Raw genomic sequence first — 18,700 nt, 5'->3', positions numbered from 1 at the left:
TCCGGCTCAATCCTCGAAGGCTTCCACCTGCACGCGCTGGCCGCGCAGGAAACTGTCGGCGACAATGCAGAGCGGCGCGGTGTCGACATCGCTGCGCCCATCTCGCACCAGTTTGGCGAAGCGAGCATAGAGGCCGGGATATTCGACATCCGGGCTCTCGACCGTGCCCTTGGGCAGGGAGAGCACGGCGCCTCCCTTGGCCAGATGCACGGTGCCGGCGTCGGTCTCCACGATGATGTCCCAGCTCTGCGGTCCGGTCTGGCGCCAGTCGAGATCCATGTGGATCGGCGTGCCGAGCGTGTCGGACAAGCGCAGATCGGCGGCGATCGGCGCAGCCCGGTTCTCGGGGAATTGCAGCGTGGCATCCTTTAGGAACACCGGGTTGGGCAGGATCTGCGTGAGGATCGAGAGGGCATTGATGCCGGGATCGAACACGCCAAGGCCGCCGGGTTGCCAGATCCAGTCCTGCCCCGGATGCCACACGCGCACATCCTCGCGCCAGATGATCGAGACATGCTCGATCCGCCGCTCGGCCAGCCATTGGCGCGCTGGCTCGACGCCGGCGGCATAGCGCGAATGCCAGGAGGCGAAGAGGGTGACGCCTGCCGCGTCCGCCAGACCTTGCAGCGCAATGACTTCCGACAGGGTGGCGCCGGGCGGCTTTTCGAGGAACACATGCAAGCCCGCCTCGATTGCGCGGGCGGCGAGCGCATAGCGCACCTGCGGGGGTGTGCAGAGCGCGACTGCATCCACCGCCGGGCCATGGGCGATCAGCGCGTCGAGATCGCTGAAATGGGGGATATCGTCCAAGCCGGCGGGATGGCGGCTGACGGTCGCGGTCAGGGCGAAATCGGGATTGGCGGCAATGGCGGGAAAATGCTGGTCGCGCGCGATCTTGCCCACGCCCTGCAGCGCGATGCGAATGGGGCTGGCGCTCATTACAGCACGCCCGGGCTGACGCGGGTCTCTGCCATGCGCGTGAGCGGGTTGGAGACAGGCAGCGTGAAGGGCGCCGCGCTGATCTCGAACACGTCACCTTCCTGCGCGCTCACGCCATCGCTGAAGGACAAAGTGGCCGTGCCGAAGAAATGCACGTGCAGGTCACCCGGCCGGCGGAACAGCGCATATTTGAAGTGATGATGCTCGAGATTGGCGATGCTGTGGGACATGTTCGCCTCGCCCGAGAGGAAGGGCTTCTCCCAGATCACGTCATCCCCCCGGCGGATGCGGCTGGTCCCCTCGATATGGGTTGGGGAAGGGCCGAGCAGCAATTCCGGCCCCAGCGCGGCCTTGCGGAGCTTGGAGTGGGCGAGCCAGAGATAATTGTGCCGCTCGGTCACATGATCGCTGAACTCGTTGGCAAGCGCGAAGCCGAGCCGCCACGGCTTGCCGTCTGCATCGATGATGTAGATGCCGGCCAGCTCCGGCTCCTCGCCGCCATCCTGCGCGAAGGCTGGCATGTCGAGCGGCTGGTGCGGACCGAGCAGTTGCGAGCCATCGCCCTTGTAGAACCATTCCGGCTGCTGGCCGATCTCGCCAGGTGCGGGCTTGCCGCCTTCCAACCCTTCCAGGAAGATGCGCATCGAATCCGTTAGCGTTTCGGCCTTCAGCGCCTGCTTGTGCATCTTGTCCCGCCCTTCGGCTGAGCCAAGATGAGTGAGGCCGGTGCCGGTCATCAGCAAATGGGCCGGGTCTTCATGGTCGATCGGCGCGAGCAATTCGCCGGCCGAGAAGGCGGCGGCGAGATCCACAGAGGCACCCTTGGCATAATGCTGCACTGTCTCCAGCAACGATTGGCGCCGCGCGAGAGCGTCCTGCGCTAATGCCCGGATGCTGCTGCTGCCCTGCAGCAGCCAGGCCTCATCATCCACGGCGAGGATCACGGATCGCGCGCCAGAAGGTGCCTGATGTTGCAGCAAACGCGTGGCCATTGGACGTCCTCTTCCATTCCTCATGCGCCGCGCGGGCGCCGGTTCGTGCTGTCTCGTCGGGGATTGCCGGCCTCAGCGACCGGCGAGCACAGTGCCATCGTACAGGCGCGGGATGCCATCCCCCAGTGCGGTATCGCGCAGCGGCTCTGGCAGCACCGACTGGGCGAGGTTCTGGTAGCTCACCGGCCGCAGGAAGCGATCGATGGCGAGGCTGCCGACCGATGTGGTGCGCCCGTCCGACGTGGCCGGGAAGGGGCCGCCATGGACCATGGCGTGGCAGACCTCGACGCCCGTGGGCCAGCCATTGGCGAGGATACGCCCCACCTTGCGTTCCAGCACCGGCAGCAGCCGCGCAGCAAGCGGCTCATCCTCGGCGTCCATATGGAGCGTTGCGGTGAGCTGACCTTCGAGCGCCTTGAGGATCGCCATGACCTCGGCCTCATCGGCGCAGCGCACCAGGATGCCGCTGGCGCCGAATACCTCGTCGGCGAGATCGGGGTTGGCGAGGAAAGCCTGCGCGCTGGTCTGGAACAAGATGGCGCCACCGCTGGTGCCCTCACCGGGGTTGCCACTGGCCAACGTTTCGACTGCGTCATGGCCGGCCAGCGCCGCAACGCCTTTCCCATAGGCATCGCGAATGCCGGTGGTGAGCATGGTCTGTGGGGCGGCCGCTGCCACGCCCTCGGTCGCGCTGGCAATGAAGGCATCGAGCCCGTCGCCCTCCATGGCGATCAGCAGGCCCGGATTGGTGCAGAACTGGCCGGCGCCCATCGTCAGCGAGCCGACGAAGGCGGTGCCCAGCGCCGCGCCGCGCGCCTTGAGGGACTGCGGGAGAAGCAGAACCGGATTGATGCTCGACATCTCCGCATAGACCGGGATCGGAACCGGGCGGGCCTGCGCCAACTTGACCAGCGCAAGGCCGCCGGCGCGTGAGCCGGTGAAGCCGACCGCCGTGATGCGCGGGTCTTGGACGAGCGCGGCGCCGAGTTCGTGCGACGGCCCCATGATCTGGCTGAACACGCCCGCCGGCAGTTCGCAGGCTTTCACCGCCGCCGTCAGCGCCTGCGCCATCAGCGAGGCTGTGATCGGGTGGGCCGGGTGGCCCTTGACGACGACCGGGCAACCCGCCGCGAGCGCAGAGGCCGTGTCGCCACCTGCAGTCGAGAAGGCGAGGGGGAAGTTGGAGGCACCGAACACCGCCACCGGGCCGAGCGGGATCATCCGCATCCGCAGATCGGGGCGGGGCAGGGGCTGCCGCTCGGGCATGGCGGGGTCGACGCGCAACTGCTGCCACCAGCCTTTGCGCACGACATCGGCGAACATGCGCAGCTGGCCCACGGTGCGTCCACGCTCGCCTTCGAGCCGGGCGCGGGGCAGGCCGCTCTCGCGCATGGCGGTTTCGATCAGGCCATCGCCCAGCGCCATGATCTCCTCGCCACAACGCTCAAGGAAGCGCGCACGATCTTCGCGGCTCGTCGCACGATAGACCCCGAAGGCCTCCTCGGCAGCAGCGCAGGCCGCGGCGACGTCCTGCGGGCCATGGACGGGCAGCGGATCACCGTAAGGCGCACCGGTTTCGGCAGTGATCGAGCGGAATTCGGTCATGAGAGACTCCCTTTATTACTCCGACATATGAGGCCGGGCGCGCAAAGGCAACGGGGCGCGGCTGCGCTCGGGAAGTTTTTGTATCGCCGAATTTCCGATGCCTTCCCAGCTTGCCGGACAATCCATATGCAGCCCATAGCCGCTTTTTTGTTGGGCCAGACGCGCCAGTTGGCCATTCACAGGCGCTGCAGTCCTCGCTTTCAATGATAACGCTACCATGGTAGTTTCCGATCAGGCGCGGGACAAGCGGGCCATCGGGGAGGACACATGGAGCAGGGCGCGATGCAGCAATCGCTTTGGGGTGAACTGGGCCGCGTCTTGACGCCCCACGGCCCCGCCGTTCAATCCGCTGTGAGCTTCACGCCATCCGACTACAGCGTGCATTTCTTCCTGCAGATCGCCGTCATCCTTGTGACGTGCCGGGTAGTTGGATGGCTCGGCCGCACCTTGTTCCGGCAACCGCAGGTGGTCGGGGAAATGATCGCCGGCGTCGTGCTGGGTCCGTCGCTCTTCGGCCTGTTCGCGCCCGATCTGCAAGCCGCGATTTTCCCCAAGGAAACCAGCAACGTCCTTTATGTCGGCGCGCAGCTTGGCGTAGGCCTCTATATGTTTCTGGTTGGATTGACGCTCCGGCTCGATCACGTCCGCTCGAAGGCGCGCGCCGCCGGCGCGGTGTCGGCGGCGGGCATCGCCGTGCCGTTCATGCTGGCGGCGGTGATCACCCCCTGGCTGTTGACGATCGACGGGCTGTTCACGGCCGGGGTGGGGCGGGGGAGCGCCACCTTGTTCCTCGGCGCGTGCATTGCGCTCACAGCCTTTCCCATGCTGGCGCGGATCATCAACGAGCGCGGCCTCGCCAACACGTCGCTGGGCACGCTCTCGCTGACGGCGGGCGCCTTTGACGATGCCGCCTCCTGGTGCGTGCTCGCGGTCGTGCTGGCGACCTTCGGCGCGGGGCCGGGGGTCGCGGTGATCGCCATTGTCGGCGCGCTGCTCTATGCGGGGTTCATGCTGATGTGGGGTCGTCGGCTACTCGTCCCGCTCGGGCGTCTCGTCGAGGCGGAGGGCGGCATAAGCATGACGGTGCTCGCCGTGGTCCTCGCGCTGTTCAGCCTGTCGGCGTTTCTCATGGATGCAATCGGCATACACGCAATCTTCGGCGGCTTCCTGCTCGGCGCCTGTATGCCGCGCGGGCTGATCGCGCTGGAAATCAAGCGCAAGGTCGAGCCGCTGGTGGTGGTGCTGCTGTTGCCGATGTTTTTCACCTATTCCGGCCTCAATACGCGGATGGACATGGTGAACTCCGTGCCGCTGCTCCTGACAGCGCTGGCGATTCTGCTCGTTTCGGTGATCGCCAAATTCGGGGCGTGCTGGGCCGCCGCGCGGCTGGCGGGGGAGGATCATCGCACGGCGCTGGGCATCGGCGCCCTGATGAATGCCCGGGGGCTGATGGAGCTCATCATCATCAACATCGGCCTGCAAAAGGGCATTATCGGTCCGACGCTGTTCGCGATGCTGGTGCTGATGGCCATCGTCACGACGGTGATGGCGGGTCCGCTGTTTGAACTGGTCTACGGTCGGCAGGCACGAGCACGCGGCGATCTGGCGGCGCTGGACGAGGCAAATGGTCCATCGACCGCCATGGCCCCGGCGGAGTGACGGTGGCGCGACCAGTGGGATGCTGCGCTTGATAATGTGGGAAAGTCTAAGTGGTGACCCCTACGGGAATCGAACCCGTGTTTCAGCCGTGAAAGGGCCGCGTCCTAACCGCTAGACGAAGGGGCCATCCATGTCGGTCCGTTGCGGAGCCGTCATCAGGTCCGGCGCCTATGCCGTGGGATGGCCGGAGTGGCAACCCCAAAAAGATGGACCGGTTCACAGAAAATGCGTCTTCCCCCGCGCGGCTTAAGCCGGGGAGGGAGCGATAGCGTGGCTGGAAGAAAAATCCCTGGTGGAGCTGAGCGGGATCGAACCGCTGACCTCGTCATTGCGAACGACGCGCTCTCCCAACTGAGCTACAGCCCCCAGGGAGGGCTGCCTATAGGCAAGGCCCGCGCCGATTGCAATCGGGTTTTGCGTGTTTGTGGCGCGTCGCGTCTCGATAGCGACCTGAGTGTCGTATCGCACCGAAATCGCCGGTTCGCGCACCGCCAGTTGGCAGGCATGGAGGCGCGCTGCCGCGTCCCCGAGTCTCCCGTCTGTATCGTCGGCAGGTTTAGTTGTTGAAGCCTACGGAGAGGAAATCCGGCATCGGGCCGTTCCATCCGTCATCCGGCTCCTGATCCGCGCGATTGCGCTGCTGCGGGGCCTTGGGACGCTCAGCGTCAGACCGGGCATCCTGGCGCCGTGGCTCGGGCTGGCGGTCCTCACGGGTCTCACGCGGCGGGCGCGCATCCTCACGGGCGGGGCGTGCCTCGCGAGCGGGCGATTCGGTTTCACGATCACCCTTGGCGTCGGCGCCACGCTCGCGCCGAGCCGGTGCCTTCGCCGGACGCTTGGATGCGCCTTTCGCGCCACCGCGACGATCGCGTCCGCGCCCTTCGTCCTCACCATCGTCGACGGCCTGCGTGCCCATGTCGAGGCGCGGGATTTTCGTGCCGATCAGCTTCTCGATATTTTCGACAGCTTCGGCATCGCTGTTGGTGATGAAGGTGAACGCCTTACCGGTCGCGCCGGCACGGCCAGTGCGGCCGATGCGGTGCACATAATCGTCCGGATGCCAGGGTGCATCGAAGTTGAAGACGTGACTGACGCCTTTGATATCGAGCCCGCGCGCGGCAACGTCGGAGGCGACCAGCAGGTTGATCTCGCCGGACTTGAAGCGATCCAGCTCCGCGATGCGCGCGGCCTGATCGATATCGCCGTGGATTTCGCCAGACCGAAAGCCGTGGCGCTTGAGGCTTTTGTTCAGCTCCCGCACCATCGTCTTGCGATTGCAGAAGATGATCGCGCTCTCGGCGCTCTCGCTCCGGAGCAGCGAGCGCAGCGTCTCGCGCTTGGCCCGCTCGGCGACAGGCACGAGCATCTGCGTGATGTTGGCGCTGGCGGTTGCCGGGCGCGCTACCTCGATGGACTTGGGATTGCTCAGGAAGCGATCCGAAAGCTTCTTGATCGGCGGCGGCATCGTCGCCGAGAACAGCAGCGTCTGCCGGTTCGCGGGCAGCTTGGTGCAGATGTTCTCGATATCGGGGATGAATCCCATGTCGAGCATCCGGTCCGCCTCGTCGATGACCAGCAGCGAACAGCCGGTCAGCAGGATGTTGCCCCGCTCGAACAGGTCCATCAGGCGACCAGGCGTCGCGATCAGCACGTCGACGCCCTTTTCGAGCGCCTTGATCTGGTCGCCCATCGAGACGCCACCGATGAGCAACGCCATCGAGAGCTTGTGATATTTGCCGTATTTCTCGAAATTCTCGGCGACCTGCGCTGCGAGTTCGCGCGTCGGCTCGAGAATGAGGCTGCGCGGCATCCGGGCGCGGCTGCGGCCCTGAGCCAGAATGTCGATCATCGGGAGGACGAAACTGGCCGTCTTGCCGGTGCCGGTCTGCGCGATACCGATGATGTCCCGCATCATTAGGACGGAGGGAATTGCCTGCGCTTGAATCGGAGTCGGCTCTGAATACCCCGCCTCGCCGACGGCTTGCAGCAATTCGTTCGAAAGGCCGAGATCGGCAAAGGGCATCAGAATTCCGTGAATAGAGGGCGCGTGACTCTTGTGGATCACACGGGCAACCGCTTGCGCCATGATGAAGGCGGGCGCGGATGTCAAGATTTTCTAGGGATGCGGGCGCTCTTCGAGGCTTTGTCACGGCCCGCGTCTGCGCGACCTTGGCCTGTCCGAGGCGAAGGAGGGGATCTGGCACCACCGGGCTAGCAGCATCTAAAATAGCCTGATGGTGCCAGATCTGCCCGTTAAACGAGCTATAAACGGGTTCGTTCCGGCCCTCGAAAACTTTCTCGCTTAATTTGGCAGAGAATGGTTTTCGCTTATTAACCCTCGGAAGAATCGTCTGTCTCTTCAGTGTCTTGCTGGGCGCGCCATGCAAGATATCCCACCGTCGCAGCGGTCAGTCCGACGGCAACGAGCAGGGCGGGGTGGCGGCGGACGAACCGGGCGGCGGGCGAAGCCGCGAGCCCTGAGGGTTTCATGCCGGGCACATGATCGCGCACATTCTCGACGAGGGATTTCGAGCCCTTCGAAACCTTGCGCGCTGTGTCCTTTCCCAATCGGGAAGCCCGGCGGCCGGCCTCGTCCGCCAGTGTTGTTGCCCTGGCAAGACCACGCTCGGCAATATCCTCCGCGCGGGAGCGAAGCGTTATGATCACGTCGCGGCCGTCTTCCAGAGGCGTGGAACGGTTTGTGCGAATGTGCATGGCTTAACTCCTCGTGATAACCTTCCTGAACCCAACGGTGGTTCGGACGGATGGTTCCTCTGTTCGCCGCGCGCGTACGGGCTCAGCAGAGGAAGGACGGGAGATAATGTGGGGTGGTTGACCGGTTTCCGCACTTTGGGGGGTGAGGAGGAGCGGAAACCGGTCAAGTGACGCTGACATTATCGGGGGCAGACTAATGTCAATGCTGATCCTCAAATGCACCTGAATCGCGTTGGTTCCCGAGGTTTGCAAAAATAAATTTCTTGTGGGGAACCCTGTCGAAACCGTACATTCCGCGCACTTTTGGTGCTCCACCGCGTCATGCGGTGTTCTTGGTTGTGGGCGCTGGCTGAAATGCAGGAGACACGTTCATATGGCTCTATCCGACCTTATCGCGCGGCAACTTCCTTATCTGCGGCGATATGCTCGAATTCTGACGGGGTCTCAGTCGCTGGGTGACAGTTTCGTGCGGGAGCTTCTGGAAGCGGCTTTGGCCGATTCCAGCCTGCGCGAACAAATCTCCACATCGCGGACCGGGCTGTTCAGTGCCTTCTCACGCATCTACGCTTCCGCCGGCGCTGAGCTGTCGATGAGCGGCGGCCTCGGCTCGGATGAAGGCACGGCTGCCAGCAATCGCCTGGAACTGGTGACGCCGCTGGCCCGTCAGGCGCTGCTGCTGAACGCCGTGGAAGATTTTTCGGAAAGCGAGATCGCCGAGATTCTCGACTGCCCCGAGGACGATGTTCGCGAGATGATCGACAGCGCGCTGGCGGATATCGATTCCAGCAGCCGTCTCAATGTGCTGATCATCGAGGATGAGCCCCTCATCGCGTTCCAGATCGAGGAGATCGTGACCTCCATCGGCCATGTTGCGGTGGGTACCGCTGCGACGCACGCGCAGGCGGTGGCGCTGTTCGATCAGCACCGGCCGGATCTCGTGCTGGCCGATATTCAGCTGGCGGACGGCAGTTCGGGGATCGATGCGGTCAACGAGATCCTGGGCAAGTTCTCGGTCCCGGTGATCTTCATCACCGCCTTCCCGGAACGCCTGCTCACCGGCGAACGCCCCGAGCCGACCTATCTGATCACCAAGCCGTTCAGCGACGACTTCGTTCGCGCCACCATCGGGCAGGTCGCGTTCTTCGGGTCCACAGCGCCGCTGCGTTAAGCGGCGCCATCCTTCCTGCGCAACTGGAATGATTTCGGCTTGCGCAGGGGGATGTCGAACGTGCACATGAGGCCGCTCGACAAAAAGTCGATGCGGATGGGCGTTCCCAGCTCATGGGCCAACGCGCGTTCGATCAGGTTCAGGCCAAAGCCGCGCTTGACCGGCTCCACGACCGGCGGGCCGCCGCGCTCTTCCCATGATACCGAGATCTTCTCGTCTCCCACCGACCAGTGCAGATGCACTTCGCCCTGATCGGCGGACAAGGCGCCATATCGTGTCGCGTTGGTGAGCAACTCGTGCAGCGCCAGGCCGATGGACAGCGCATCGTTGGGCGAGATCAGCACATTGGGGCCATCGGATACAATGCGGCCGCGCGCGTGGCCATGCGATCCCAATTGCGTCTCGATCAACGCCTTGAGGTCCGTTGGCCCCCATTGCGCGCCATCCAGCAATGAGTGGCTGGCCGCCAGAGCGCGCACCCGCTCCATCAGATTGTCGGCAAAGCTATTGATGTCGGTCGCGTTTCGACGGGTGAGGGCGATGATTGACGTGACGTTGGAGAGCGAGTTCTTCACCCGGTGGTTGAGTTCGCGCACGAAGGCGGCGCGTTCCGCCTCGCGCTCGGCCTGCGCATTGACGAGCGCGACGAGATCCTCGTTGCGGCGCTGCACGAGCAGGATGTAGGCGAGCAGCAGCATCGAAAAGGAGACGCCGCCGACCAGTACGACCAGTGTGAGGGGGTAGAGCCAGTGCTCACCGGCCGGATAGAAGCGCACGGACCATTGCTGATCGAACAGGGAAAAGCGCTGCTCCAGCGGCCTTTCCACTCGCTCGCTGTCGCCGGCTGCAAAGATGCGCTCCTGCCCATCCGGGGTGGTATCGAAAATCTCGATCCTGCCGGTTTCCAGCAGGGACGGTTTCACGGCAGCGCGAATGAATTCCTCGACCCGAATGGCGCCATAGATGAAGCCATTGACTGGTCCCTCATCATTCTGTGCGACCGGCAGCAGCACGACGATGCCGGTGTTGTGGTCCGCATTCTCGTCGATCTTCAGCTTGACCGGGTCTGTCGCTGCCATTGAGCGGGTCCGCAACGCGCGGTCGATCGCGGCGGCGCGCCGTGCGTCGCTATGAATGTCGAAGCCAAGAACGCGGCGATTGGCCAAGGAATTGGGCTCGACGATGGTGATGATATACATCGGCTGCCTGGATTGCGCGGGTGCCGGATTGACGGCAAAGTTCTCATATCCCGCTTCTCTCATTCTTGAGGTCAGTTCCGGCAATTCCGCGGCTGTGGTATGGCGCGCCCAGCCAATGGCCACGACGCCCGTAAAATCATAATCCTGGCGGAGGCGGCTGATGAAGTCGCGAAAGAACTCGGGGCTGACCCCGTCTGCGCTGAGAAAGAGCGCGCTGGTGGCCTGGAAATAGGCGGAACTGGCGGCTGCCTGCCGCTGCAGAGCGGCCACGATCTCCCCGGCCTGCATGACGGCGGCCGCTCGCCGCGTCCGCTCGGACGCGACTTCGACAGACCACGCGCTGGCCCCAACAAGCGTAAGCGAAAACAGGAAGACCCCGATCGGCGTCGCCCGGGGATACTCTCTTAACCAGCTATCGAAGCGTCGCTTGGCACGTTTGCCAATATCCCAATTCACCATGAACCCAAATTACCAAAGAGGTGCCAAAGCGCCGTGATCCGTTAGATCGGAACTCTTTCCCCTTGGGATCGTTCCCCCACTCGTACGCCCCCAGCGGAGATCAGTGATGGCGAATAGCGCCCTGAATGCAAAACCGAAAGATGCGGCCTTCAACACCGGGATCGATCGGCAGAATGTCGATGCGATTGCCGACAAGCTTGCCGATGCTCTGGCTGACAGTTTCTCGCTGTATCTCAAGACGCTGGGTGTACATTGGAACATCGTCGGGCCGAGCTTCTTTGGTCTGCACAAGCTGACCGAAGCCCAATATGAGGATCTGGCGCTGGCCATCGACGCGCTGGCGGAGCGCATTCGGGCGCTTGGCCACATCGCTCCTGCAGCCTTTGGCGACTACGCCGAGCGCAGCGTGGTGGAGAGCAGCAAGACGGTCCAGTCCTCCGCCGAGATGATTGATGCGCTGATCAAGGATAACGAAGCGGTCGCCCGGCGTCTTCGTGAGGCTGTCGCGGTCGCCGAAGAAGGCGACGATGTCTTTAGTGCAGACATGTTGACAGCTCGCATCGGAAAGCATGAGGAAAATGTCTGGATGTTGCGCGCTGTCGCGGCGTGAGCTGCGCTCCGGAACGCACATCAGTCACTTTACGAGGGGGCGGGAATTTGGATTTCAGAGGTTTTGGGAACGGTTGTGCAGTCACATCTCAACAATTCTATATTCTGCGAGGCAAGTAGGGGCATGTCCAGCACGCCTGAAAAGCCCGGAAAGAACTCCGTGCAGCGCAGTGGTCGCGCAAAACCCGTTTGGGCCGAAGGCTTGAGGCGGATGTACGATGAAGTCGTCGACGAGCAACTGCCGGACGACTTTGTGGCGCTCCTCAAGAAGCTGGATAAAAGCGGTGACAGCCAGTAACATCCCGAAAAATTATGATTTTCGTACGGAGATGACCGGCGTTCTTCCGCACCTTCGCGCTTTCGCGAGAGGTTTGTGCGGTCGCCCGGACTATGCCGACGACCTCGTTCAGGAGACGATGCTCAAGGCTTGGGCCGCGCGGGATTCCTTCCAGCCCGGCACCAGCATGCGTAGTTGGACATTCGTCATTCTGCGCAACGTCTATCTGAGCGAAGCGCGACGCAACCGGTTCCGCGGCGATTATGATCCCGACCTTGCCGAAAAGCTGCTGAGCCAGCCCGCCGGGCAGGAAGACGGCCTTCACATGGGCGATCTTCGGGCCGCGATGATGCGCCTGTCGCCGGAACGTCGCGAGGCCTTGCTGCTCGTCGGGGCGGGCGGCTTCAGCTATGAGGAAGCCGCGGACATCGCGCAATGTGCGGTCGGCACGATGAAAAGCCGCGTCGCCCGCGCCCGCCGGAGCCTGGAAGATATGCTCGGTGACGAGGGTGAGAAGGGCGGGCGCTCGAAGAGCCGCGCCGTCTCCCACACGGAAATGCTGGCGGATCTCGACAAGGTCGCCAGCCTTTAATCTCGAAACAAGCGTAAAGACCCGCACTTGGTTCGGTCCATCGCAACGCTGTGGATCGTCTCGGGCGGGTGCGCATAATCATCCCGTCAATCCTTGCTAACAGGCTCGCCCTTGTCGCCACGCCCCCATGCCGTTCTTCTGGTCGAAGATAATCCGATCATCGCGATGAATACCGAAGCCCTGCTCGAAGACCTGGGCATCACCGATGTGCGGGTGGCCGCCAACCTCGCCGAGGCGCTCGCATTCGTGAACGAGGTCGCGTTCGATTTCGGGCTGCTCGATCTCAAGCTGGGAGATGAGGAAGACAGCCTCCCCGTCGCTGCCCGTCTCGCGGAAAAAGGTGTCCCGTTCGCCTTCGCAACCGGCGCGGGTGACGCGATGGACGGGGCGGAACGTCAGAACGCGGTCGCTATTCTCAAGAAGCCCTATCGCCTCGAAGACTTGCGGCGCGTGATCGAGGCGCAATTGGGCCTGTAACTTGTGTAAAGTTACGGCCGCAAGATCGGCCCATGTCGCGCCCTGCACTCCATTCAAGATGACGGCCTTTGTCAACTATCCGTTCAGCAAGAACGGAACGAATTCCTCAGACAATTGTTTTGCCTTCAACATCACTGAGGGAGACGGAATATGGGCCTTATCATTCTTCTTATTGTCGGTGGCATTGTTGGTTGGCTTGCCAGTTTGATCATGCGCACCGATGCCCAGCAAGGCATTTTGCTGAATATCGTGGTGGGTATTGTCGGTGCGGTTCTCGCCGGCTTCCTGCTGTCCCCGGTCCTCGGCGCCGCTCCGATCACGTCGGGTGCGATCAATCTGACCTCGATCATCGTTTCGCTGCTTGGCGCCATCGTGCTGCTCGCGATCGTTAATCTGGTTCGTCGCGGTTCGGTGCGGTAAATAGACCGACATAAACGCCAAAAAGGCGCCGGGTCTTTGATGATCCGGCGCCTTTTTTCGTTGCCTGTTATGCTGCGGAAAGGGCGCTCTTGCGGGCTCGGCTCGCAGCCTTGCGGTTCGCCGCTTGCAGATTGGCGAGAAAGTCGGGAAGCGCCACCGGGCGACCGATATGATAGCCCTGGATGATGTCGCATTCCATGGCGGCCAGTGCCTGCAGGACATTCTCGTCCTCCACGCCCTCGGCAACCACCTGCATGTCGAGTTCATGGGCCAGCTTGATGGTGGAATTGATCAGCACCGCATCGCTGCGGCTGGTGAGGATTTGCCGCACGAAGCTCTGGTCGATCTTGAGTTCGGACGCCGGCAAGCGCTTGAGATAGGATAGCGTTGATTGGCCGGTGCCATAGTCATCGATGGAGATATGCACGCCCATCGCCCGGAGCGACTCCAGTTCGGCGATGCCCTGTTCGTCCGCCATGCTGGCCGATTCTGTAATCTCCAGCGTAAGATTTTCGGCAGGCATTCCGTAGGTATCCAGCAGCAGGCGAAGCGGCGCCTCCAGCTTGTTCTTGCCGACCATGCGCATCGAGAGATTGACCGCGACCGAGAGATTGAGCGGCGCGAAGTCGGCAATGGCGCGTTCGAGCACATAGAGCGTCAGCCGCTCAATGCGCCCCGCATCTTCGATGGCGCGGACGAACCGGTCCGGCCGGATAAAGCCCCGCTCGGGGTGAATCCAGCGGATCAGCGCTTCGGCGCTGGTGATGCGATTGCCGTGCAGGTCCAGCTTGGGTTGGTAGGCCACCCACACATCACCCCGGCGCAGCGCCTGCTCGAACTCGTTGAGAATGGAGAGCTTCCAGAACAGCTCGTCCTCCTCGGTCTCGTAGCGCTCCCACAAGATGCCGCGATTGGTGGCGTTGGTCGCCGCGAGGACTGCCTTGGGAATGGCTTCGGACACGCTCATGTCCGGCTTGTCGCAAAAGCCGGCGTGCAGGGTGATGTCGACCGTGAGCTGTTCGACCTGAACCCCCGGCGCGAACAGCGCTTCCAGACCCTCAAGACTGTCGACCACCTGAGGCACATCCTCCCGGCTCCGCCAGGCAAAGCTGTGATTGTCGATCTGGTAGATCCGCTCGTGGCCTGCGGCGAGGATGAGGCGGTCGCGGATCTTGGCGAGCAGCGTCCCCTGCGCCGCCAGGCCCAGCAGCGCGGTCGTTTCCACGTAATTGCGCAGGCTGACAACGATCGTCACGCCTTCTTCGCCCTCGTTGAGAACCATGGCGGCGAGATTGGGGAGCCCCGCCTCGGCCGACTTGGTGCTGCGATCCAGCAGGGCCTGCGCGACGCTGAGGAGCGACTGGGCGACCAGCGCCGCGACCAGCGTCAGGATTGCCGGGCCGACGTCCGGCCGCCAGAGCGTCAGATGTTCCGTGTAAATCTGCGCGGGCACCAGCCCTATGGTCCCGGCCAGATAGAGCGGATAGCGAAAGCGGGGCTTGAGCAGGAAAGAGAGGCAGATCAGCGCCAGCGCGAGCACCATAGCCGGCCACGGCCCCACCTCGACCGGCAGTCCGGCGATCAGCGTTTCCGCTGCGGCTGCAAAGACATAAAGGCTGGAGAGCTTCTCATGATAGGGGACGTTGAACTGGTCGCCGAAGCCGAAGGCATCAATGCCGACCAGGACCTTCTTGCCCTTGAAAAAGTCCTTGGGGAATTTGCCGGCCAGCACGTCCGAATAGGAAATATGGTCGATCTGGTTCCACCAATAGGACCAATCGATGGGGAAGGAGCCTTCACCCGGATAGCTGGTGCCGGCAAGCGCCTGGGAAATATCGCGCAATTCCGTACCCAGGACCGGAGCATTGAGCACCAGTCGCCGATAATATTGGTCGGGATCGCTATGCAGCCACACGTTGACGGGCGTGACATAGGGCAGCAACGCCTCGGTCGGCAGCGCCTCGTAGGTTGCACGCCCATTGGAGCGATTTTCCAGTAGCGCGGCCAGATAGACATCGGCCTTAGAGGCTGCGAGTGCCTTGATGAGCCGGTCGTCCTGCGCCGGGTCCGCCGCCGGTTGGTCGAAAATGATATTGGAGACGATGCGCTCGGCGCCTGCGCGATTCAGGGCATCGATCAGCTCGCCATGGCGCCCCCGCGGCCAGGGCCACGTACCCAGCGCCTTGATGCTGGGCGTGTCGATCTTAACGATAACCAGCTCGCCGCTCGGCTGCTTGGGAAAGTGCTGGTAGCGCTCGGTGCGCGTCAAATTGTCCAGCGACGTGCCGGCGCCACTCATCATCACGATCATGCCGATGAGGCACGCCGCGGCGAGGATGAGGCTGCGAGCCGACCGGGTCAGTCTCGCAAGGAGGCGCAATCGCAACATGGGTCCACACTCGGGCGGTTCAGTCGCCAGTGGACGTCAATGTCAGGAAACTATGAACAAGTTGTTCACAAGAGATGGAAAGGCTTGTGAGAGTGGACAGGCAGCGAGTTTGTTGCGGCGGTCTTCGAGAGCTTGGGCCGACTGTTCGTCGCGACGCGCTGGTGTACCGTCTGCGGTGTGAAACCGGCGTTCTGCTTGCTCTAGCTTGTCGTCGACCGCGACTGACTATCGCTCGTGACCACCCCGTTCTCCACCCTGGTCACCCTGTCGGCGGCAGCAATCGTCTCTGGCCGATGCGCGATAATGAGCCGGGTGATGCCCAATGCAGCGACGGCGCGATTAACCATGGCCTCATGCTTCAGGTCGAGATGGGCGGTGCCTTCATCCAGCAGTAGGAGTGCCGGCTGACGGTAGAGCGCGCGGGCGAGCAGGATGCGCTGTTTCTGTCCGCCAGACAGGGTTGAGCCCATATCCCCAACCAGCGTCTCGGTCCGCATCGGCATCGCCTCGATGTCTTCCAGAATGGCGGCGGCTTTGAGGCAATCCCGCAGGCGATCCGGGTCGATCTCCCCAAATGCCGCGACATTATCGGCGATGGACCCGGCATAGAGCACGTCGTCCTGCAGCACCGCGGCGACATGCTGGCGAAAGGCGCGGCGGCCGAACTGCGGCAGTGGCTGGCCGTCGATCAGCACCTCCCCCTTGGTCGGATCGATCAGGCCAAGGATGATCTTGGCGAGCGTGGTCTTGCCGCTGCCGGAAGCGCCGGTGATCGCGACATGATCGCCCGGCTCGATGACGAGATCGACGCCCCGCAGCACCGGCGGATCGTGCGGGCCATAGGAGAAATGGACATCGCGCAGTTCTATTCGGCCGGAGAAATCGGCGTGGTTCAGCGGTTCGGCAAAGCCCGCATCCTCCTCGCTCTGCACAATGTCCGCGAGCTGATCGAGATGGAGTTCGAGCAGGCGAAGCTTGACACCTTCATCGAGAAGGGACTGGCCGGCCTGCACAAATTGCGTGCGAAAGGCGAGATAGGCGAACAGGGTGCCGAGCGTGAGGGCGCCGTCCATATTGGCGCGCACGGCGACGAAAATGACGATCACCAGCTCCAGCGCGGGGATCATCGTCTTGGCGGTCTCGTGCCAGGCCTTGACGCGCTCATGCTGGTAGCGCGCGCCGAGCGCCTCGGTCAGCCGGTTCTGCCAGTAGCTGTGGCGCATCGCTTCGCGGCCGGCGAGGCGCAGCGTGACCATGCCGCGCAATGTCTCGATGAGCGTGCCCTGTTCACGGGCGAGGGCCTTCACATATTCCGCCTCACGCTGCTTCTCGCGTGCGAGCAAGGCGAGCCGAACGCCGGAATAGAGGACGAGCCCGACCAGCGTGATCGGCGCAAGGTTGGGCGCGATCAGGAACATCATCACCAGGGTGAGGACCGAGAGCGTGCCGTCGATCAGCGCGAGCGGTGCGCTTTCGATGAGGAAGCGCTGGATCGGCAGCACGGATTGCACGCGGGTGAGAATGTCTCCCACCTTGCGTTTCTCGAACCAGGCGATGGGCAGGCGGAAGAGGTGGCGGACGATGTTGGAGGTGATGCCGAAGGACAGCAGAGCGCCTGACGACAGCAGCACATATTTCCGCAGCAGCGCCGCGCCGGCACCAATGAGCGCGAGCGCGCCAAATCCCAGCGCCAGCGTGAGCAGCAGGCCGCCGTCCTGCGCAGGCAGAACCTCATCGACGGCGGTGCGCAGATAGAAGGGGCTGGCGAGAATGAAGATCTGCATGACGATGGAGAGGATGACCGTCTGCGCAAAGGTGCGGCGTGCGCCCGTCATGCCGCTCCACAGATCGCGGAAGCGCAGGCGCCGCCTGGCCCGGACGGACTGGAAGTCCTGCGAGGGGCGCAGTTCCAGCGCGACGCCGCTGAAATGGCGTCCCAGTTCGTCGAACTTGTACCAACGCGCGATGCCCACCGGGTCGACGACATAGGCACGGCCCGGCTCGACGCGTTCGAGCACGACAAAGTGGTTCAGATCCCAGTGCAGGATGGCGGGCAGATGCAGAAGATGCAGGCCGGCCAGATCGAGTTTTAGCGGGCGCGGCAGCAGCTGCATGTCGTCCGCAGTCTGCATCAGTTGACGCAGCGTCATGCCCCGCGCGCTCACGCCAAAGCGCTGGCGCAGGGCATTGAGATCAAGCTCATGCCCGTGCCAGTTGGCGACCATTGCCAGCGAGGCGAGACCGCATTCCGCCGCCTCGGTCTGCAGGATCGGGCGAATGCGCCGCCGGCCCATGATTTTGGCAATCAGCGCGTTCATCTAGGACTCGCTGCGGGGAAGGACCGGCGCGAACAGCCAGCGCCACAGGCGGACCCGTTCGATGAGGATAGTCGCGGTGACAGGCTGTCCGTCAATGGCCCTGACCCTGAGGTTGCCCGGCTCTGCGCCTGGCGCTGTCAGATGGATCTCGACCGGCACCGTTGTTTCGCCGGGGTCCATGCGCGTCGCGATCGCCGCAATCGTGCCGCTCAGCGTCGTTGCGTCGGCAGCGCTGCCGCCAGCGAGCGAGACCCGGGCTTGTTGGCCTTGATGAACATCCTTGATCTGGGCGAGCGGCACGGTGACGCGGGCCGTCCATTCCGGCGAGGGGCGCGCTGCGGGTTGGGAAGGGGAGGGCGACGGCGTGTCTGACATGTGCAGGCTTCCCTCGGCCTTGATGGTCCGGCTGAAGCTGCCGAACGCGAGACAGGCTACACCGGCACAGACCAGACCAAGCAACAGCCAGCCGATGGCCTGCCAACGCAGTGGAGGGACGAGGAAAATGTCCCCGTGCAGTCGGTTGTGATGATCGAGTGCTTGTCGCCTGAAGAGTGGCATCCGGTCCCCCTGAGCGGCTTTCTAGGATGCTCTGCTGTCCCGAGGCGATGAAAAAATGCCGTTTCAGGTTATGACAAATAAAAACCGGGCGGACGATCGCATATTCGCGCGCGCCCCCCCGGCCATAAGATCAATCTGATCGTGGTGACCAGAAGCGACTGACAAATCAGCCGCGAATGCCACCGCTCGATTCGTGGCTCGGACCACCGCCCGCAACCAGATCGACTTCCTGCTCGCTGAGTTCTTCAACGATCACTTCGTTTACCATCGACGACTCCTGTATTTGGTCGGATCACCCGACCTCGAGGACAATAAACTATGGTT

16 protein-coding genes and 2 tRNA genes are annotated in these 18,700 nt (G+C 63.2%); 7 read left to right on the top strand and 11 right to left on the bottom strand.

Translation table 11 applies throughout. From position 1 onward, the window contains the following. Positions 1 to 6 precede the first annotated feature (6 nt). The 3 genes from M2342_RS12155 to M2342_RS12145 all read right to left on the bottom strand — a co-directional run bounded on the left by M2342_RS12155 (position 7) and on the right by M2342_RS12145 (position 3,536). Positions 7 to 939 (bottom strand): Gfo/Idh/MocA family protein, encoded by a 933-nt coding sequence (locus tag M2342_RS12155; protein ID WP_264576138.1) that lies wholly within the window; start codon positions 937 to 939, stop codon positions 7 to 9. After that, entirely contained in the window at positions 939 to 1,931 is a 993-nt protein-coding gene (gene araD1, locus M2342_RS12150; protein ID WP_264579278.1) for an AraD1 family protein, read from the bottom strand. Before araD1 ends, M2342_RS12155 begins: the two co-directional genes overlap by 1 nt. 72 nt (positions 1,932 to 2,003) lie before the next feature. Beyond that, a complete protein-coding gene (locus M2342_RS12145) occupies positions 2,004 to 3,536 on the bottom strand; it encodes an aldehyde dehydrogenase (NADP(+)) (RefSeq protein ID WP_264579277.1) in 1,533 nt (510 codons plus the stop codon). A 282-nt stretch (positions 3,537 to 3,818) separates the two neighbouring features. On the opposite strand from M2342_RS12145, the gene M2342_RS12140 reads away from it, so the two are divergent. Beyond that, positions 3,819 to 5,195: a cation:proton antiporter gene (locus tag M2342_RS12140; protein ID WP_264579276.1), complete on the top strand. Its 1,377-nt coding sequence runs from the start codon at positions 3,819 to 3,821 to the stop codon at positions 5,193 to 5,195. Between the two features lie 51 nt (positions 5,196 to 5,246). Here the strand turns inward: M2342_RS12140 and M2342_RS12135 are convergent. From M2342_RS12135 to M2342_RS12120, 4 genes are all read right to left on the bottom strand, one after another. Beyond that, positions 5,247 to 5,321, bottom strand: a tRNA-Glu gene (locus M2342_RS12135). A 164-nt stretch (positions 5,322 to 5,485) separates the two neighbouring features. Next, positions 5,486 to 5,561: transfer RNA gene (locus tag M2342_RS12130), tRNA-Ala, on the bottom strand. Positions 5,562 to 5,751: 190 nt separating this feature from the next. Beyond that, complete coding sequence (locus M2342_RS12125) at positions 5,752 to 7,218, bottom strand: DEAD/DEAH box helicase (RefSeq protein WP_264579275.1); 1,467 nt, start codon at positions 7,216 to 7,218, stop codon at positions 5,752 to 5,754. A gap of 308 nt (positions 7,219 to 7,526) precedes the next feature. Continuing rightward, positions 7,527 to 7,910 (bottom strand): hypothetical protein, encoded by a 384-nt coding sequence (locus M2342_RS12120; RefSeq protein ID WP_264579274.1) that lies wholly within the window; start codon positions 7,908 to 7,910, stop codon positions 7,527 to 7,529. A 373-nt stretch (positions 7,911 to 8,283) separates the two neighbouring features. Here M2342_RS12120 and M2342_RS12115 point away from each other — a divergent pair, with 373 nt between their 5' ends. Next, on the top strand, positions 8,284 to 9,078 hold the full coding sequence (locus M2342_RS12115; protein WP_181559218.1) for a response regulator: 795 nt from the start codon (positions 8,284 to 8,286) through the stop codon (positions 9,076 to 9,078). Here M2342_RS12115 and M2342_RS12110 read toward each other — a convergent pair. Next, positions 9,075 to 10,736 (bottom strand): CHASE domain-containing protein, encoded by a 1,662-nt coding sequence (locus tag M2342_RS12110; protein WP_264579273.1) that lies wholly within the window; start codon positions 10,734 to 10,736, stop codon positions 9,075 to 9,077. The genes M2342_RS12115 and M2342_RS12110 overlap by 4 nt on opposite strands. 106 nt (positions 10,737 to 10,842) lie before the next feature. Between M2342_RS12110 and M2342_RS12105 the strand changes: the two genes are divergently transcribed. The 5 genes from M2342_RS12105 to M2342_RS12085 all read left to right on the top strand — a co-directional run bounded on the left by M2342_RS12105 (position 10,843) and on the right by M2342_RS12085 (position 13,111). Next, positions 10,843 to 11,346 carry a Dps family protein gene (locus tag M2342_RS12105; protein ID WP_264569908.1) on the top strand — a complete coding sequence of 168 codons (504 nt, stop codon included), beginning with the start codon at positions 10,843 to 10,845 and terminating at the stop codon, positions 11,344 to 11,346. A gap of 123 nt (positions 11,347 to 11,469) precedes the next feature. Next, a complete protein-coding gene (locus M2342_RS12100; RefSeq protein ID WP_264569909.1) occupies positions 11,470 to 11,643 on the top strand; it encodes a NepR family anti-sigma factor in 174 nt (57 codons plus the stop codon). A gap of 31 nt (positions 11,644 to 11,674) precedes the next feature. Continuing rightward, positions 11,675 to 12,214 carry a sigma-70 family RNA polymerase sigma factor gene (locus tag M2342_RS12095; protein WP_264572220.1) on the top strand — a complete coding sequence of 180 codons (540 nt, stop codon included), beginning with the start codon at positions 11,675 to 11,677 and terminating at the stop codon, positions 12,212 to 12,214. 111 nt (positions 12,215 to 12,325) lie between these two features. Further along, entirely contained in the window at positions 12,326 to 12,691 is a 366-nt protein-coding gene (locus M2342_RS12090; protein WP_264579272.1) for a response regulator, read from the top strand. Positions 12,692 to 12,841: 150 nt separating this feature from the next. Further along, on the top strand, positions 12,842 to 13,111 hold the full coding sequence (locus M2342_RS12085; RefSeq protein ID WP_264579271.1) for a GlsB/YeaQ/YmgE family stress response membrane protein: 270 nt from the start codon (positions 12,842 to 12,844) through the stop codon (positions 13,109 to 13,111). 67 nt (positions 13,112 to 13,178) lie between these two features. Here the strand turns inward: M2342_RS12085 and M2342_RS12080 are convergent, their stop codons facing one another. The 3 genes from M2342_RS12080 to M2342_RS12070 form a co-directional block, all read right to left on the bottom strand. Continuing rightward, positions 13,179 to 15,500 carry an EAL domain-containing protein gene (locus tag M2342_RS12080; protein ID WP_181559225.1) on the bottom strand — a complete coding sequence of 774 codons (2,322 nt, stop codon included), beginning with the start codon at positions 15,498 to 15,500 and terminating at the stop codon, positions 13,179 to 13,181. A 200-nt stretch (positions 15,501 to 15,700) separates the two neighbouring features. Continuing rightward, positions 15,701 to 17,818, bottom strand: coding sequence for a peptidase domain-containing ABC transporter (locus tag M2342_RS12075; RefSeq protein WP_264579270.1), 2,118 nt, complete (start codon positions 17,816 to 17,818; stop codon positions 15,701 to 15,703). Then, on the bottom strand, positions 17,819 to 18,376 hold the full coding sequence (locus tag M2342_RS12070; RefSeq protein WP_264574850.1) for an HlyD family secretion protein: 558 nt from the start codon (positions 18,374 to 18,376) through the stop codon (positions 17,819 to 17,821). Between the last annotated feature and the right edge of the window lie 324 nt (positions 18,377 to 18,700).

The sequence above is a fragment of the Sphingobium sp. B8D3A genome (assembly GCF_025961995.1).
Lineage (GTDB): Bacteria > Pseudomonadota > Alphaproteobacteria > Sphingomonadales > Sphingomonadaceae > Sphingobium.
The sequence above is the reverse complement of the archived record's forward strand: the minus strand, read 5'-3'. Positions and strand labels throughout refer to the sequence as shown.